This is a genomic window from Streptomyces sp. SCSIO 75703 (assembly GCF_036607905.1).
In the GTDB taxonomy this organism is placed as follows: domain Bacteria; phylum Actinomycetota; class Actinomycetes; order Streptomycetales; family Streptomycetaceae; genus Streptomyces.
Window position 1 is genome coordinate 6,615,587 of the sequence record NZ_CP144555.1, and the last position, 16,686, is coordinate 6,632,272.

At 76.3% G+C, this 16,686-nt stretch carries 12 protein-coding genes, 1 pseudogene and 1 riboswitch; of the genes and pseudogenes, 7 read left to right on the forward strand and 6 right to left on the reverse strand.

The features are described from left to right. Positions 1-162: 162 nt before the first annotated feature. On the reverse strand, positions 163-1,371 hold the full coding sequence (locus tag VM636_RS29140; RefSeq protein ID WP_030419370.1) for a globin domain-containing protein: 1,209 nt from the start codon (positions 1,369-1,371) through the stop codon (positions 163-165). Positions 1,372-1,687: 316 nt separating this feature from the next. Continuing rightward, positions 1,688-2,143 (reverse strand): pyridoxamine 5'-phosphate oxidase family protein, encoded by a 456-nt coding sequence (locus VM636_RS29145; protein WP_030419371.1) that lies wholly within the window; start codon positions 2,141-2,143, stop codon positions 1,688-1,690. A 403-nt stretch (positions 2,144-2,546) separates the two neighbouring features. Between VM636_RS29145 and VM636_RS29150 the strand changes: the two genes are divergently transcribed. The 3 genes from VM636_RS29150 to VM636_RS29160 all read left to right on the forward strand — a co-directional run bounded on the left by VM636_RS29150 (position 2,547) and on the right by VM636_RS29160 (position 5,954). Then, positions 2,547-3,239: a response regulator transcription factor gene (locus VM636_RS29150; protein WP_030419372.1), complete on the forward strand. Its 693-nt coding sequence runs from the start codon at positions 2,547-2,549 to the stop codon at positions 3,237-3,239. Between the two features lie 166 nt (positions 3,240-3,405). Further along, complete coding sequence (locus tag VM636_RS29155) at positions 3,406-5,130, forward strand: GAF domain-containing protein (protein ID WP_030419373.1); 1,725 nt, start codon at positions 3,406-3,408, stop codon at positions 5,128-5,130. Positions 5,131-5,351: 221 nt separating this feature from the next. Further along, positions 5,352-5,954, forward strand: coding sequence for a DoxX family membrane protein (locus tag VM636_RS29160; protein ID WP_030419374.1), 603 nt, complete (start codon positions 5,352-5,354; stop codon positions 5,952-5,954). A gap of 540 nt (positions 5,955-6,494) precedes the next feature. On the opposite strand, the gene VM636_RS29165 is transcribed toward VM636_RS29160, so the two are convergent. After that, positions 6,495-7,256, reverse strand: a complete 762-nt coding sequence (locus VM636_RS29165) for an alpha/beta hydrolase (protein ID WP_338486092.1) — start codon at positions 7,254-7,256, stop codon at positions 6,495-6,497. Between the two features lie 87 nt (positions 7,257-7,343). After that, positions 7,344-7,922 carry a hypothetical protein gene (locus VM636_RS29170; protein WP_030423396.1) on the reverse strand — a complete coding sequence of 193 codons (579 nt, stop codon included), beginning with the start codon at positions 7,920-7,922 and terminating at the stop codon, positions 7,344-7,346. 269 nt (positions 7,923-8,191) lie between these two features. On the opposite strand from VM636_RS29170, the gene VM636_RS29175 reads away from it, so the two are divergent. From VM636_RS29175 to VM636_RS29185, 3 genes are all read left to right on the forward strand, one after another. Further along, on the forward strand, positions 8,192-9,262 hold the full coding sequence (locus VM636_RS29175; RefSeq protein ID WP_030423395.1) for a zinc-dependent alcohol dehydrogenase family protein: 1,071 nt from the start codon (positions 8,192-8,194) through the stop codon (positions 9,260-9,262). Positions 9,263-9,704: 442 nt separating this feature from the next. Beyond that, complete coding sequence (locus VM636_RS29180; RefSeq protein WP_030423394.1) at positions 9,705-10,697, forward strand: nitroreductase family protein; 993 nt, start codon at positions 9,705-9,707, stop codon at positions 10,695-10,697. Between the two features lie 155 nt (positions 10,698-10,852). Beyond that, positions 10,853-11,935 (forward strand): enoyl-CoA hydratase/isomerase family protein, encoded by a 1,083-nt coding sequence (locus tag VM636_RS29185; protein WP_338486096.1) that lies wholly within the window; start codon positions 10,853-10,855, stop codon positions 11,933-11,935. Here VM636_RS29185 and thiI read toward each other — a convergent pair. Both thiI and metE read right to left on the reverse strand, forming a co-directional pair. Further along, positions 11,860-13,197, reverse strand: coding sequence for a tRNA uracil 4-sulfurtransferase ThiI (thiI, locus tag VM636_RS29190; protein ID WP_338486098.1), 1,338 nt, complete (start codon positions 13,195-13,197; stop codon positions 11,860-11,862). The two genes, VM636_RS29185 and thiI, sit on opposite strands and share 76 nt — an antisense overlap. Positions 13,198-13,369: 172 nt before the next feature. Next, entirely contained in the window at positions 13,370-15,688 is a 2,319-nt protein-coding gene (gene metE, locus VM636_RS29195; protein WP_338486100.1) for a 5-methyltetrahydropteroyltriglutamate--homocysteine S-methyltransferase, read from the reverse strand. A 182-nt stretch (positions 15,689-15,870) separates the two neighbouring features. Further along, positions 15,871-16,061: riboswitch (cobalamin riboswitch) on the reverse strand. Positions 16,062-16,394: 333 nt separating this feature from the next. On the opposite strand from metE, the pseudogene entE reads away from it, so the two are divergent. Then, a pseudogene (gene entE / locus VM636_RS29200) lies at positions 16,395-16,598 on the forward strand (2,3-dihydroxybenzoate-AMP ligase); the annotation flags it as partial. Positions 16,599-16,686 lie beyond the last annotated feature (88 nt).

Sequence of the window (16,686 nt, forward strand, 5' to 3'; positions counted from 1 at the left end):
GCCCTCGCCCGGGGCCGCCCCCGTCCCCGGCGCCCGCTCCCGGACACGGGTGGCCCGCGCCCGGCCCCGCCCCTTGCCCGGGGAGGCCGGAGCCACGCCCCCCTCCTGACGGCACACGGCGGCCCCCGGGCACCGCGCCCGGGGGCCGCCCCCCGTACGGGCTCAGGCCGCCGTGTCCGGCAGCCACAGGTCGGGGCCGAAGACCTCGTACCGGATGCGGCGCGCCGGCACCCCGGCCGCCAGGAGCCGGCCGCGGATCTCCCGCATGAAGGGCAGCGCGCCGCACAGGAACACCGTGGCCGCCTCGGGCAGGGCGATGTCCGTGAGGTCCATCAGACCGGTGCGGGCGTCCGGCTCCTGCGGGCCGCCCCGCTCGTACCAGAACTCGGCGCGGGCGTCCGGCAGCCTCTCCACCAGGGCCCGCGTCTCGGCGCGCAGCGCGTGCTCGGCGGGGGAGCCGTCGGCGTGCAGGACCAGCACCGGCCGCCGGGCCCCCGTCTCGGCGAGGTGGGCGAGGATGCCCGTCATGGGGGTGCAGCCGATGCCGGCCGACACCAGCACCACGGGGCCCGTGCCGTCGTCGTCGAGGAACACGTCGCCCGCGGGGGCCGACAGGGTCAGTTCGTCGCCCCGGCACACGTCGTCGTGGAGCAGGTTGGACACCTCGCCGGCCGGGGCGCCGTCCTGGGCGGGGACCCGCTTCACGGTGATCCGGCGCAGCTCGCCGCCCGGGTCGCCGGAGAGGCTGTACTGCCGCACCTGGCGCACACCGTCCGCCATCCGCATGCTCACGCTCACGTACTGCCCGGCGCGGGCGCGCGGCGCCGGACCGCCGTCCGCCGGGCGGATCACGAAGGACACCACGCCGGGTGTCTCCGGGCGCCGCTCGACGACCCTCCACTGCCGCCAGACGCGGCCCGGCCGCAGCCCGGCCTCGTGGTACAGACGGGCCTCCCGGCCGATCAGCGCGCCCGCCATCAGCCAGTACACCTCGTCCCAGGCCGCCGCCACCTCCGCCGTGACGGCGTCGCCGAGCACCTCGGCTATGGCGGCGAAGAGGTACTTGTGGACGATCGTGTACTGGTCGTCGGTGACGCCGACGGAGACGTGCTTGTGCGCGATGCGGTCCAGCAGCGCGTCCGGCCGGGTGTCCGGGTCGTCCAGGAGCGCGGTGGCGAACGCGGCGATCGACCCGGCGAGCGCCCGGCGCTGGGTGCCGCCGGCCTGGTTGCCCCGGTTGAACAGTCCGTCGAGCAGTTCGGGCCGGTCGTGGAGCATCGTCCCGTAGAAGCGCGTGGTGATCTCGTCGAGCGCGGCGGCCACCGCGGGCAGGGTGGCGCGCACCACGGACGCGGATTCTGCGGACAGCATGGGGCCTCCCGTAGGCGGATGGAGCGGCGGGCCGGCGCACCGGGCGCGGCGGCGGAACTCTGTCTACCAGCCGGCGGACCCCGCTCCGGGGGGCTTACGGCCCCGGAGCGGGAACGGGGACCATCGGCCCCCGTGATCGGCCCGCTGGTCCCCGTCACGGGGAGGCGGCCCGGGACCGGAGGTCCCCGGAACGCGGGACCCCCGGGCCCTGCCGTCCGGCGACGGGGACACGGGGGAACGGGGAGGACGCGGAGCTCGGGGCGGCCTTCGGCCACCGCCGGCGGCCCGCCGCGGGAAGCGGGCGCGCCCGGCGGGGTCAGTCGCCGGCCGCCTCGGTGAGCCGTATGCCGGTGACCAGGTCCGGCCGGATGCGGATCGCGTAGTCCATGGTCTGCTCGACCCAGGGGCGCAGCATCGCCTGGTAGCGGGCCAGGTCGCGGGGGTCGGTCACCAGCCGCGCGTACCCGGTCACCACCACGCTCCAGCCCAGGTGCGTCTCCGGGTCGATCGCGTCGGCCTCGTAGGCGACCACGACGCCCGGATCGTCGGCCGTACGGGTGCGGGAGGTCAGGGCCGCGCCCTCGTGAGTGCGGATGACGACGTCCCCGTCGTCCAGGACGTGGTTGACCGGGCGCACCGTCGGCAGCGCGTGCTGGGTGAAGACGATCCTGCCCAGGGAGACGCTGCCCAGCAGCCGCAGGGCCTCCGCGCTGTCGAGTTCGGTGCTGCGGCGGGGCCGGACCGGGATCGAGCGGACGTTGTCGAGAGTCATGGCGTGCTTCCGTGCGGTTTCATCGCTCACTGTCCTGTCTCCGCCCGGCCTTCGGGACGGCCGGGAGGTCTGCCACCGGGGAGCACGGGGGCCGGTCCGGTGCGGCGACCTCCCGCCGCGGCCCGCGGGTGTCCAGAGGTGCTCAGTTCATTGGAGCTCCGGGAACCGGGCCCCTGCTAGGGCCGTTCGGCCCTACGGCGGGCCGGCCGGATCATGCCCGGCCCCGGCCCTCGGACCGGGCGCGAACCGAGGGGGACGCGGGGCCCCGGGACCCCGCTAGGCTCGGTGACGTGCCGCCGCGCGGTGCGGAGCGCCACGGCGCCGGGCGCCGCACGCGTGCGTGCGGGCGGGGCGGCCGGGACCACGGGCGGCCCGCGGAGACGACGCAGACGAGGAGTGTTCGATGGCGGACAGCGAGCGGCCCGGCAGTGACGAACCGATCAGGGTCTTCCTGCTGGACGATCACGAAGTGGTACGGCGCGGGGTGCGCGACCTGCTGGACGACGAGCCGGACATCACCGTGGTCGGGGAGGCCGGCACGGTCGAACAGGCCCTCGTCCGTGTCCCGGCCCTGCGCCCGCGGGTGGCGGTGCTCGACGTGCGGCTGCCGGACGGCGACGGAGTGAGCGTCTGCCGCGAACTGCGCTCGCGCATGCCGGACCTCGCCTGCCTGATGCTGACCTCCTTCGACGACGAGGAGGCCCTCCTCGACTCGATCATGGCGGGCGCCTCCGGGTACGTGCTCAAGCAGATCCAGGGCTCCGACCTGGTCTCGGCCGTGCGCACCGTCGCCGCCGGGCAGTCCCTGCTCGACCCGAGCGCCACCGCCAAGCTGATGGCCCGGCTCCGCGGCGAGCAGGAGAAGGAGCAGGAGCCGGAACCGCTGCCCGGACTGACCGACCGGGAACGGGAGATCCTCGCCCTCATCGGCGAGGGCCTGACGAACCGGCAGATCGGCCAGCGGCTCTACCTCGCCGAGAAGACGGTGAAGAACCACATCTCCCGGCTGCTGGCCAAGCTGGGCGTCGAGCGGCGTATCCAGGCCGCCGTCATCGCCACCCAGGCGCAGGACCGGCTCCGGCAGGACGGGCGCTGACCCCGGCCGCCACCCGGCCGCCGGGTGGCGGCGTGCGGCCGGTCCGGTCCGTCCCGTCGCACGGTCGTGGTCACCCTCCCGTGTCCTCGGCCCGCCCGGACCGCTACCGTGGACGGGAGACCGGAAACGAACGGCTGCCGGCGCGTCGGAGGGACCTGGAGGACCACTGGTGGAGAGCCCTGACGAGCGGGCCCGCCCACGACTGCCGCAGCTCAGACTGGACGAACTGCTGGAGGAGCTGCAGGCGCGGCTGGACGCGGCCCGGGGCACCCGGGACCGGGTGCACAGCCTGCTGGAGGCGGTGCTCTCGGTCGGCCGGGAACTCCACCTCGAACAGGTGCTGCACAGCATCGTCGAGGCCGCCGCGGCCCTCGTCGACGCCCGGTACGCGGCCCTCGGCGTGATCGGCCCGGACGGCAAGCGGCTCTCCGCCTTCCACACGGTCGGCGTCAGCGAGGAGCAGATCGCCCGCATCGGCCCCTACCCCGAGGGCCACGGCATCCTCGGGGAACTCATCCGCCACCCGGAGCCGCTGCGCCTGGCGAAGCTCTCCGAGCACGCCTCCTCCTACGGCTTCCCGGCCCACCACCCGCCGATGAACTCCTTCCTGGGCGTGCCCATCCGGGTCCGCGACCAGGTGTTCGGCAACCTGTACCTCACCGAGAAGCGGGGCGGCGCCCAGTTCGACGAGGAGGACGAGTCGGTCCTGTCCACCCTCGCCGTCGCCGCGGGCGTCGCCATCGACAACGCCCGCCTCTACGAACGGTCCCGGCTGCGCGAACGCTGGCTCCGCGCCAACGCGGAGATCACCCACAGCCTGATGTCCGGCAGCGAGCGCGGCGAGGCCCTGGGGCTGATCGCCGAACGGGCCCGGGAGATCACCGGCGCCGCCCTCGCCGTCCTCGCCATGCCCATGGAGGGCACCGACTCGCTGGTCGTCGAGCTCGCCACCGGGCAGGGCGCGGAGGAGCACCGGGGCCTGGTGCTGCCCGTCGGGGACAGCCTCACCGGCCGGGCCTTCGCGACCGCCGCCCCGGTCCGCTGCGACGACGTCAACCAGGACGAGCGGATCTCGCCCGCCGCCCCCGGCTTCGCCGGACTCGGCCCCGCCGTCGCCGTCCCCTTCGGCGTCGGCAAGGGCGTCCGCGGCGTGGTCCTGCTGGTGCGGCAGGCGGGCCAGGCGGTCTTCTCCGAGAAGGAGACCGAACCGCTCCAGGGCTTCGCCGCGCAGGCCGCCCTCGCCATGGAACTCGCCGAACGGCGCCGCGACGCCGAGCAGATCGCCGTCCTCCAGGACCGCGACCGCATCGCCCGCGACCTCCACGACCTGGCCATCCAGCGCCTGTTCGCCACCGGCATGACCCTCCAGAGCGCGGGCCGCCTCATCGAGCACAGCGCCGCCTCCGAACGCGTCCTGCGGGCCGTGGACGACCTCGACGAGACCATCAAGATCATCCGGTCGACCATCTTCGGACTGCGCGCCCGCGGTGAGGACGCCGGCGCCGGTCTGCGCGGACGGGCGGTGCGCGCGGTCGGGGAGGCCGCGCCGGTGCTGGGCTTCGCGCCGAGCCTGCGGATGGAAGGGCTGCTGGACACCGAGGTGCCCGGCCGCGTCGCCGACCACGTGGTCGCCGTGCTCTCCGAGGCGCTCACCAACATCGCCCGGCACGCCCGCGCCGGCCGTGCCGCCGTCGCCCTGGAGACCGACGGCCGCGAACTGCGCCTGACCGTCACCGACAACGGCGTCGGCATACCGGCCGGGGGCCGCCGCAGCGGACTGCGCAACATGGCCGAACGCGCCGCCCAACTCGGCGGCGAGCTGCGGCTGTCCACCCCGGACGGGGGCGGGACCACCCTGGAGTGGCGAGTGCCGGTGCCGGACGGCGGCTGACCCCGCCGCGGCGGCCGGCCGGTGCGGACGCTCCCGGCGGCACGGCCGCGCCCCGTACGCGCCGTTCCTCGCGGCCCGTCCTCCACACCCCGAACAGCCCCTGGAAGCAGGGCCGTTCAGCCCCGGGCCGCGGACCTTCGGCGGCGGGCGCCGGCGCCCTCGTACAGCGAGAGTGGGAACCGCCGGGAACCACCCGGACAGTCCCCGAAGGGATCACCGCCATGGCCGTCCACGAACAGTCCCCGCACCGAGCGGGCCGGCGCCCGCCTCCCCTCGGCACCGGCCCGGCGGCCTGCGGCCCCACCACCGGCACACCGGCCCGCGTCCTCGCCGGAGCGCGGATGCTCATGGGGTTCGTCTTCCTGTGGGCCTTCCTGGACAAGCTCCTGGGCCTCGGCTACGCCACCCCGTCCGGCAGGGGCTGGCCCGACGGCGGCTCGCCCACCCGGGGCTTCCTCGGCTCCGTCGAGGCCGGACCGCTGGAGTCCGTGTTCCACTCCTGGGCCGGCGCCGTCTGGGCCGACTGGCTCTTCATGCTCGGCCTGCTCGGCATCGGCGTCGCCCTGATCGCCGGCGTCGCGCTGCGGCTGGCCGCCCTGGCCGGGTCCGTGATGATGGCGCTGATGTGGATGGCCGAATGGCCGCCCGCCCGGCACCTCTCGGACGGCTCGCCGAGCATGTCGACGAACCCCTTCGCCGACTACCACCTGGTCTACGCCGTCCTCCTGGTCGTCCTCGCCGCCGCCGCGGCCGGCGACACCCTCGGCCTCGGCCGGACCTGGGCCCGCCTCCCCGTCGTCCGCGACCACCACTGGCTCCGCTGACCCCCACCCGCCCCCGGCAGCCCCGCCCCCGGCAGCCCCCGCCCCCGGGGGCCGCCGCACCGGCCCGTCCGGAGCCGGCCGGCCCCGGTCGGGGCCCGCCGGCCCCTGCCGGACCGGCCTCGCCGCCACGAGGCCAGCCGGGGCCGTACCGCACCGGCCGGCGTCCGGGAGGTGGGCGACGTGCCCCGCACCGTCACCGTGGTCTCGACGGATCGCCGGAGAGCCGGGCCGCCGCCGCATGGGCCGCCCGCGCGGCGACACCGCGCCGCCTGCCCGTCGCCCCCTCCACATCTGGGCGTCCGGGCCGGAGCCCTTGCCCAGGACTCGCCTCTCGATGCCGAGCCCCGGTGGGGAGTGCGGGCCCTCGACCGAGGGGCGGGCGTACCGGCGGCCGGGCGGGGCGCGGGCCGGGCGACGGTCCGGTGAAGGGAACCTCCCTCCCCTGCCGGACACCGGAGCTCCCGCCGGGCACCCGGTCCCGCATGGGCCCCGGCCCGTCGTGCGAGGGGCGCGGACGCCGGGCCCCCGCCCGCGCGCGGATCAGACCCTCACGGGCCGGTGCGCGGTGAACCAGCCGGCCGCCAGCCGCGCGACCGCGTCCAGCGCGCCCGGCTCGGTGAAGAGACGGGTGGCGCCCGGCACCACGGCCAGGCGGTGCTCACAGCGCAGCTGCCCGGCGGCGAGCCGGTTCAGCCCGAGCACCCGGGCGTCCAGCGCGCCGACGACGAACAGCGTCGGCGCCCGCACCCGGGCGAGGGCCGCCGGCCCGGCCAGGTCGGGACGGCCGCCGCAGCAGACCACGGCGTGCGCGTCGCCCCAGGCCGCCGCCTCCAGCACCGCTCCGGCGGTCGTGCCGGCGCCGAGGAGGCCCACCGGCAGGCCGGTCTCCCGGCCGAGCCACCGGGTGGTCTCGCCCAGCCGCCCGGCCAGCAGGGGGATGTCGAAGAGGGCGTCCGGGAGGCGTTCCTCGCCGCTGGTGAGCAGGTCCAGGAGGAGGGTGCCGAGGCCCGCCCGGCCGAGGGCGGCGGCCAGCCGGCGGTTGCGCGGGCTGTGCCGGCTGCATCCGCTGCCGTGCGCGAGGACCACCAGGCTCCCCGCGCCCGGGGGCAGGACGAGACGGCCCGCGAGCCGCGCCGGGCCGACCGGCACCGCGACCTCGCCTCCGGGCCGCTCCCACGGCCCCTCGGCGGTCATCGGGACCGTCACCGGCCGGCCGCCCACGGGGCCGAGGCCCGCGGGCGGGGCGCCCCAGGCCGGTTCGTCCACGGGAGGGATGGCGTATTGGTAGTCGTCGCGGAGCATGTGCCACCTCCTCGGGTTCCGGCGGGCCGCCGCCGGGGGCGGCGCTCCCGCCCGTGCGGACCGCGCCCGGCGCGGGCCGCCCCGTCGTCAGCCGGTGCGCCGGCTCCACCGCGGGCCGACCCGCTCCCACTCGCGGGCCCACTCGTCCAGCCGCCGCCGGTCCAGCCGCCACCGCACCAGGGCCCCGGTCCCGTAGATGAGGCCCGCCACGGCCACGGCCGCCCCCGCGCCGTAGAGCGCGGACTCGACGGACGCGTTGGCCGGATCCGTCGGCGCCCCGGTGAGCGAGCCGCCCCGGTCCTGCCAGAGCATGATCGACGAACCGGCGCGCAGCCCCGATGTCGCCAGGGTCTCGCCGGTCCGGGACGTGCCGTCCGGCGCGGTCCAGCGGACCTTCACCAAGGCGCGGTAGGCGGTCTGGGTGGGGGACGCGCTCTGCGGCACGTCCGCGACCAGAACGGCCCGCACCGACTGGCGCTCGGCGCGCTGGAGCGCGAACGAGGCGTCCGCGGCGTGCGCCGTCAGCAGACCCGCGAGGGTTCCCCCGGCCGCGATCACGGCCCACACCAGCAGCACGATCCAGGCTTCGACGGTGTCGACGCGCCGGCGCAGCGGACTGCGCCGCCACCGCCACGGTCGCTTCCTCTCGGCCTTGCCGCCGTACATGAGCGGCACCTCCTCGATCCCCCCTGGAATTCGACCCTGGCACGGGCCGCGCCCCGGGGTCTTGGGCCGGTGAGGGGGGTCCGCGTGGGCCGAACGGACCCTTCCGGCCGGCCCGCCCGGTCCGCCCGGCCCATGCGGGGCGGCCGGTTCTCGGCCAAGCTGGAACGGCGGGGTCATCCCGCCACCGAGCCGTCACCGGCTCGGCCCGGCCGGCGTTCCGCCGTCCGGTTCCGGCCTCCCGACGAGCGAGCAAGAGGGTGAGGATCGGCATGAAAGGCTACGTTTTCCACGGTCCCGGACAGGCCGCCTGGGAAGAGGTCCCGGACCCGTCCGTCAAGGACGCCACCGACGCCATCGTGCGCGTCCGCGCCGTGACCGTCTGCGGCACGGACCTCCACATCATCAAGGGCGACGTGCCCGAGGTCCGGCCGGGGACGGTCCTCGGCCACGAGGCGGTCGGCGAGGTCGTCGAAGTGGGCGGCGACGTGCGCACCGTACGCCCCGGCGACCGGGTCCTGGTCTCCTGCATCAGCCCGTGCGGCCGGTGCCGCTACTGCCGCGAGGGCGCCTACGGCCAGTGCCTGGGCGGCGGCGGCTGGATCCTCGGCCACCTCGTCGACGGCACCCAGGCCGAGTACGTCCGCGTCCCCTTCGCCGACCTCGCCGTGCACCCGCTGCCCGGCGCGCTGCGTGACGAGGACGCCGTCATGCTGGCCGACATCTTCCCCACCGCCTACGAGGTGGGCGTGCTCAACGGGCGGGTCCGCCCCGGCGACACCGTGGTCGTCGTCGGCGCCGGACCCATCGGACTGGCGGCGATCGCGACGGCCCGGCTGTTCTCGCCCGAGCGGATCGTCGCCGTCGACCTGGCCCCCTCCCGCCTGGAGGCGGCGACCGCCTTCGGCGCCGACGCGGTCGCCGACGCCCGCGAGGACCCCGGACAACTCGTCGACGACCTGACCGGCGGGCTCGGCGCGGACGTGGTCGTCGAGGCGGTGGGCGTGCCGGAGACCTTCGAGATGTGCACCCGCATGGTCCGCCCCGGAGGGCACGTCGCCAACATCGGTGTGCACGGGGCCCCGGCCACACTGCACCTGGAAGACCTGTGGATCAAGAACGTCACCATCACCACCGGACTGGTCGACACGCGCACGACCCCGACCCTGCTGCGCATGGCGTCGGCCGGCCGGCTGCCCACCGGGCGCATGGTGACCCACACCTTCCCGCTGGAGCGGATGCAGGAGGCGTACGACGTGTTCGCGGGCGCGGCAGACACCGGTGCGCTCAAGGTGGTGCTCGGCGGGGCGCAACGGGAGGTGGTACCGGCGGCGGACGCCTGACCGTCCCCGGCCCGACGCGGCCCGACGCCGGTGCCCCCGCTCCGCGCGGAGCGCGCGCCGGGGCGCGTTACGTGCCGGATGCCACCGCCCTCGCGCGCGGCCGGGCGCCGGTCCCAGCGGGACGTACGGCCCGGTCCGGCGCGCCCGGAACAGGAGGGCGGACCGGCGGAGCGCGCACGGACCCGCCACGGCCGGGGTCCGCCGGGCCGCGCCGCGCACCGCCGCGCACTCGGCGCGCCGGTCCGCGCAGACCGCGGTGACCGGCGACCCGCGCCGTGGTGGACGCCGTCCACCCGCTCGGCCCCGCGGCCGGCCCCCACCCGGCGCTGGAGGCGCGCGGCGCCCGGGACAGGCACGTCCCCCGGATCGGACGGCGCCCGGACCCGGCACGGACGGCGCCCGTGGGGGACACTGGGAGCAGCCTGTCGGGAGGAGGACACCCATGGTTCCCCGGCCCCTCGACGAGAGGACGGTGGCCGCGCTGGTGGCCGACGCCACCGCCGCGCCCTCCATGCACAACGCCCAGCCCTGGCGCTTCCGGTTCCTCGCGGGGGAGCGGCGGCTGCTGCTGAGCGCCGACCCGGAGCGCGCCATGCCCCGCACCGACCCCGACGAGCGGGCCCTGCATCTGGGCTGTGGCGCGGCCCTGTTCAACCTGCGCGTGTCCGCCGTGCACGCGGGACTCGACCCGCGCGTACGGCTGCTGCCCGCACCGGACGTCCCGTTCCTGCTCGCCGCCGTCGACCTGGCCGAACCCGACGGCACCCCGCCGGACGCCCCGCTGGCCCGGCTCCACCCCGCGATCCGGCAGCGGCACGCCAGCCGCTACCCCTTCGCCGAGAAGACCGTCCCCGTCCCGGTCCTCGACCGGCTGGCCGAGGCCGCCGCCGAGGAGGGCGCCCAACTCGTCCTCCCGCACCCCTGGCACACCGACACCGTCCTCGACCTGGTCCGGGACGCGGAGAGCCGCGAGGCCATGACGCCGCAGGCCCGGGAGGAGATCGACCGCTGGACCCGGCTCGGGCCCGAGGCCGCCTCCGCCACGGACGGCGTCCCCGAGTACGCCTTCGGGCCACGCAAGGCGGGCGGCAGGGCCCCGGTGCGCGACTTCGCCGGGGACCGGCCGGTGGCCGACCGGGGAGCCGCCTCCTTCGAGCAGACCCCGCGCCTCGCCCTGCTCAGCACCCCCGAGGACCGGCCCGCCGACTGGCTGCGCGCCGGCCAGGCCCTGGAACGGGTCCTGCTGGAGGCCACCCTCGCCGAACTGGTCACCTCCCTGACCTCCCACGCCCTGGAGGAACGCGACCTGCGCCGGCTGGTCCGCGATCCCGGGTCCGGCGCCGGACAGGTCCAGATGGTGCTGCGCCTCGGCTACGGGCCCCGGGGCCCGGCGAGCCCCCGCCGCCCGGTCCGGGAGGTCCTGGAGATCACGTGACGGCTCCCGGCGTACCCGGTGTGCCCCCGCCCCGGCCGCCCGGCACGCCCCCGGGCCCTGAGAGGATCATCCGGAACGGAGGTCCACCCGGGTCCCGGAAGGAGTCGAGGAGACATGCGAGTCAGCGCGGACGGCGGTACGACGGAGGCACGCGGATGAGCGGCGGCACCGGTGACCCGGTCCTCCGCCACACCACGGGCCGGGCCGCCCACCTCGTCCTGAACCGGCCCCGGGCGCTCAACGCGCTCACCCACGAGATGGTGCTCCGCATCGACGAGGCGCTGTCTGAGTGGGAGCGCGATCCGGCCGTGGAGACGGTCGTGCTGACCGGTGCCGGCGAGCGTGGCCTGTGCGCGGGCGGTGACATCCGCGTCGTGCACGCCGACGCGCGGGACGGCGACGGTACGGCCTCGGCGGCGTTCTGGCGGGACGAGTACCGGCTCAACGCCCGGATCGCCCGCTACCCCAAGCCGTATGTCGCGGTCATGGACGGGATCGTGATGGGCGGCGGTGTCGGCGTGTCCGCCCACGGCGGTGTCCGGATCGTCACCGAGCGGTCGGTGATCGCCATGCCGGAGACCGGGATCGGCTTCGTCCCCGACGTCGGCGGCACCCACCTGCTCTCCCGCGCCCCCGGCGAACTGGGCACCCACCTCGCGCTGACCGGCGCGCGGGTCGGCGCCGCGGACGCGCTGCTGTGCGGCCTCGCCGACCACCACGTGCCGTCCGCGGCGCTGCCGGACCTCCTCGCCGACCTGGCGGTACTCCCGGCGGCGGAGGCCGTGGCCCGGCATACGCGGCCCGCTCCGCCGGGTGGTCTCGCCGCGGCCCGCGAGTGGATCGACGCCTGCTACGGCGCCGACACCGTCGAGGAGATCGTCGGCCGGCTCACCTCCCACGGTGACCCGGCCGCCAAGGAGACCGCCGAGACCCTGCTCACGAATTCCCCCACCGCCGTGAAGGCCACCCTGGCCGCGGTGCGCCGGGCCCGGGTCCTGGGCAGCCTCGAAGCCGTCCTCGACCAGGAGTACCGCAGCTCCCTCGCGGGCCTCGGCAGCCACGACCTGGTGGAGGGCATCCGCGCCCAGGTCGTCGACAAGGACCGCTCCCCGCGCTGGTCCCCGGCCACCCTCGCCGAGGTCACCGACGACGACGTGGAGCGCTACTTCGCTCCCCTGGGCGAGCGTGAACTCGGCCTGGCGTACGCGGCGGAGGGGACGGACGCCGGGGCGTCCTGAGCCGGTCCGGCCGCGTCCGCCGCCGTGGTCCCGTCGCCGGGGTGCATCAGGCGGGCGCTCGCGAGGAGGGTTTCGACGACGTCGTCGAGGTCGAGGCGTCGTTCGACCGAGTGGAGTTGGGGGAGTCCGGCGCGGGTGCTGACGCGGGGTGGGGCGAGGAGGCCGCAGCAGTCCTCGTCGGGGAGGACGGAGATGCCGGCGGTGCCGATGGTGCGGGCCTCGTCGATGATCTCCTGTTTGTCCCAGGCGAGGAGGGGGCGCAGGAGGGGGAGGGTGGTGGCGTCGTCGACGGCGGTGAGGTTGGCGAGGGTCTGGCTGGCGACCTGGCCGAGGCTGTCGCCGGTGACGAGGGCGTGGGCGCCGGTGGTGGTGGCGAGGGCGGTGGCGGTGCGGATCATGAGGCGGCGCTGGGCGACGACCTGGAGGCGTCCGGCTCCGGCGACGGCGAGTTGTTTCTGTGCCTTGCCGAGGGCGATGACGTGGAGGTCGCCGGGGGGCTGGTAGCGGTTGAGTTCGCGGGCGAGGGCGTAGGCCTTGTAGACGGAGGAGGGGTTGGTGTAGGGGGCGCCGTTGAAGTGGACGAAGTCGCAGGCCAGTCCGCGGCGCATGGCGCGGTGGGCGGCGACGGGGGAGTCGTAGCCGCCGGAGAGCAGGACCAGCGCGCGTCCGCTGGAGCCGACCGGCAGTCCGCTCAGGCCCGGCAGCCGCTCACAGGAGAGGTACGTCTCCTTCCGGTCGATCTCCACCGTCAGCGTCAGCTCCGGTGCCGTCAGGTCCACCCGCAGCGCGGGCACGGCCTCCCGCACTCGCGCCCCGAGGTGCCCGGCCATCCCGTACGAGGTCACCGGGAACCCCTTGTCCCGCCGCTTCACCCGCACCGCGAACGTGGCCGCCGGGCGCCGGGCGAGGGCGGTGCGCACGGCGTCGACGGCCGCCCGCGTGATCTCGCCGGGGTCGCTCGGGACGCGCACGGCCGGCTCGACCGCGTTGAAGCCGACCACCCTGCGCGCCCGCTCCACCAGGACCTCCCGGGGGACCTGCCCGCCGAGCACCGTGACGTTCTGCGCGGTCTTGATCCACGTCGAGCCGCCCACCCCGCGCAGCGCGATCCGCAGGTTGTCCTGCAGCCGCTCGGTGAACCGCCGGCGGTTGCGTCCCTTCAGGAAGATCTCCCCGTGCTTGAGCAGCACGCAGGGGCCGTACCCGGCGGGCCGGCGGGCGGCGGGCACCTCGGGCCGGTCGGTGACGTGTTCACCGGACATGGGGACCTCCTTGGCGAATCCGGTCGTCCTCGGTGCGCTCCCGCGGCGCGGCGGTGCCGGGGGCGCGCCCGGTCACGGTAGCTCCGGCCCGTACGGAAGCGCGGCCGGCGGGGCGGGCGCGGGCCCGGGAACCGCGCCGGGCGGTCCCGGGCCGCGCCCCCGCCGTGGGGCGTCAGCCCCCGGTCAGCTCCTCGCGGACCGTCCGGGCGGCGGCCACCAGATGCTCCAGGGACACCCGTGTCTCCGGCCAGCCCCGGGTCTTGAGCCCGCAGTCCGGGTTGACCCACAGCCGCTCGGCGGGGATCGCCGCCAGCCCGGTGCGCAGCAGGGCGGCCACCTCCTCGGTGTCCGGCACCCGCGGGGAGTGGATGTCGTAGACACCGGGGCCGGCCTCGCGCGGATAGCCGTGCGCGGCGAGTTCGCGGGCCACCCGCATGTGCGAGCGGGCCGCCTCCAGGCTGATGACGTCCGCGTCGAGATCGTCGATGGCCCGCACGACGTCACCGAACTCGGCGTAGCACATGTGCGTGTGGATCTGCGTGTCCGGCCGCACCCCGCTCGTGGTCAGCCGGAACGCCTCCGTCGCCCAGGCGAGATAGGCGGGGCGCCCGGCGGCGCGCAGCGGCAGGGTCTCGCGCAGCGCGGGCTCGTCGACCTGGATGACCGACGTCCCGGCCGCCTCCAGGTCCGCGACCTCGTCCCGCAGGGCGAGGGCCACCTGGCGGGCGGTCTCGCCGAGCGGCTGGTCGTCCCTGACGAAGGACCACGCGAGCATCGTCACCGGACCGGTGAGCATGCCCTTGACGGGACGGCCGGTCAGCGACTGGGCGTACGTCGTCCAGGTCACCGTCATCGGCGCGGGGCGCGCGATGTCACCGGCCAGCACCGGCGGGCGCACGTACCGGGTGCCGTACGACTGGACCCAGCCGTTGCGGGTCGCCAGGTAGCCGGTGAGCCGCTCGGCGAAGTACTGCACCATGTCGTTGCGCTCGGGTTCGCCGTGCACCAGCACGTCGATACCGGCCTTCTCCTGGAACGAGACGACCTCCCGCACCTCGGTCCGCATCCGCTCCTCGTACTCGGGCCGGCCGATCCGCCCGGCCCGCAGGTCGGCGCGGGCCGTCCGCACCTGCGTGGTCTGCGGGAACGAGCCGATCGTCGTGGTCGGCAGCAGCGGCAGGCCGAGGCGGGCGCGCTGGGCGGCGGTCCGCTCCGCGTAGGGCAGGCAGCGGCGCCCGTCGGCGTCGGTCACGGCCGCGGCGCGGGCGCGCACCGCCGGGTCCCGGGTGATCGGCGAGTCGGCGCGGGAGGCCAGGTCGGCCCGGTTGGCGGCGAGTTCGGCGGCGATGGCGTCGGTGCCGTGGGCGAGGCCGCGGGCCAGGGTGACGATCTCGGCGGTCTTCTGCCGGGCGAAGGCGAGCCAGCGCAGGATCTGCGGATCGATGTCCCGCTCGTCGGCGGTGTCCAGCGGCACGTGCAGCAGGGAGCAGGAGGCGGAGACGTCGACCCGGCCGGCCAGGCCCAGCAGCGTGCCGAGAGTGGTCAGTGAGCGGGCGAGGTCGTTGACCCACACGTTGCGGCCGTCGACGACGCCCGCGACGAGCCGCTTGCCCGGCAGCCCGCCCACGGCGGCGAGATCGTCCAGGTTGCCCGCGGCGGCCTCGGCGAAGTCCAGCGCCAGCCCCTCGACCGGCGCCTTCGCCAGCACCGGCAGCGCGTCCCCGAGCCGGTCGAAGTAGGAGGCGACCAGCAGCCGGGGCCGGTCCTCCCGTCCGCCGAGGTCGCGGTAGGCCCGCCCGGCCGCGTTCAGTTCGGCCGGCGTGCGGTCCTGGACCAGGGCGGGTTCGTCGAGCTGGGCCCACGCGGCGCCCGCCGCGCGCAGGTCGGCCAGCACCTCGGCGTAGACGGGCAGCAGCCGGTCCAGCAGGGTGAGCGGGTCGAACCCCTCGGCGACGCCGGGCGCGGGCTTGGCGAGCAGCAGGTAGGTGACCGGTCCGACCAGGACCGGCCGGGGGGCGAGGCCCTGCGCGAGGGCCTCGCGCACCTCGGCGACCTGCCGGGAGGAGTCGGCGGTGAACACGGTGTCGGGGCCCAGTTCGGGCACCAGGTAGTGGTAGTTCGTGTCGAACCACTTGGTCATCTCCAGCGGCGCCACCTCCTGGGTGCCGCGGGCCATGGCGAAGTAGCCGTCCAGCGGGTCGGCGGCGACGGCGGCACGGTGCCGTTCCGGCACGGCACCGACCATGACGGTGGTGTCGAGCACGTGGTCGTAGTACGAGAAGTCGCCGGTGGGCACCTCGTGGATGCCGGCCTCGGCGAGTCGCCGCCGGTTGTCGCGGCGCAGTGCGGCGGCGGTGGCGTGGAGGGCGTCGGCGCCGACGCGGCCCTTCCAGTAGCCCTCGACCGCCTTCTTCAGTTCCCGGTTCGGGCCCTGACGGGGGTAGCCGTACACGGTGGCCCGTGCTGCCGCGGCTGCGGACTCGGTGGTCACGGAGATCTCCTTCGCGAGATGGATCCCTGAGGTCCCGGCGACGGGACGAGTGCGCGAAGGGGTGACGGACCGGACGGGACGACAGCACGCCGGTCCGCCGCGCTCGTCCGTCTGGTGTGTACGCCGACCCGCCCTCGAGGTCACCGGGATGTCCGGGCGCGCGGGGTGCGCGCTCGGGCAGGTGGCAGGTCTTCGGACTCGCGGGCACGTCCTTCTCGGTCACCGAGGAGGACACCTACTGACCGTCGCTTCCCAGGCCCTTCGGCCCAGTGCTCATGACGGCGGTCGTTCCCGCTCACCGCTGCGGGGCAGTCCCGGATTCCCACCGGGTTCCCTCTTGCGACGCATCCCGCCTGGCGGACGGGGCGAACCAGCTGCACCGCCCACCCTAGACGCCCACGCCCTTGGGCGGGCGACACGTCCGCCATGCGGATGGCGGCGTGGACACCCGCCGGGCACCGGTGCCGCCCCACGGCGTCGTGCGGAAGGTGCGGTGCGGCCCCCGCCCCGGCGCGGCAGACGGTTCCCCGGCGGGACGCCGCGACGGCCGGGCGGATCCACGCCACCGGGTCGCGGGACGGTCGCACGCCGCCGCCCGGGACGGGCGCCGCGGCTCTCGCCGCCGGGCCCGCGACCCCGCCCGGCGGGGGCGGTCCGCCCCGCGTTCAGGCGGGGGCCGTCGCCGGCGCGGCCACCGGACCACCTCGAACCCGCCCCCCACCTCGGCGAACGCACCTGCGCCTACGTCATCCTGCGCTCCGGCGCCGAACGGCCCCGGCCGGTGGCGATCACACGCTTCGTCCACGAACGGGGGCCGGCCGCGTACGAGGTGCCCGACCGCGTCGCGTTCGTGACCGAGTTCCCGCGGACCGGTGTCGGCAAGGTCTCCCGGAAGGACCTGCGGGCCGCGCCCGCACCCGACCCGCACGCCGGACGCCCCGCCCGCCGCACCGCCTCCTCCCGGACCTCCGAACAGCCCTCGGGCCCGGGAGCGGGAG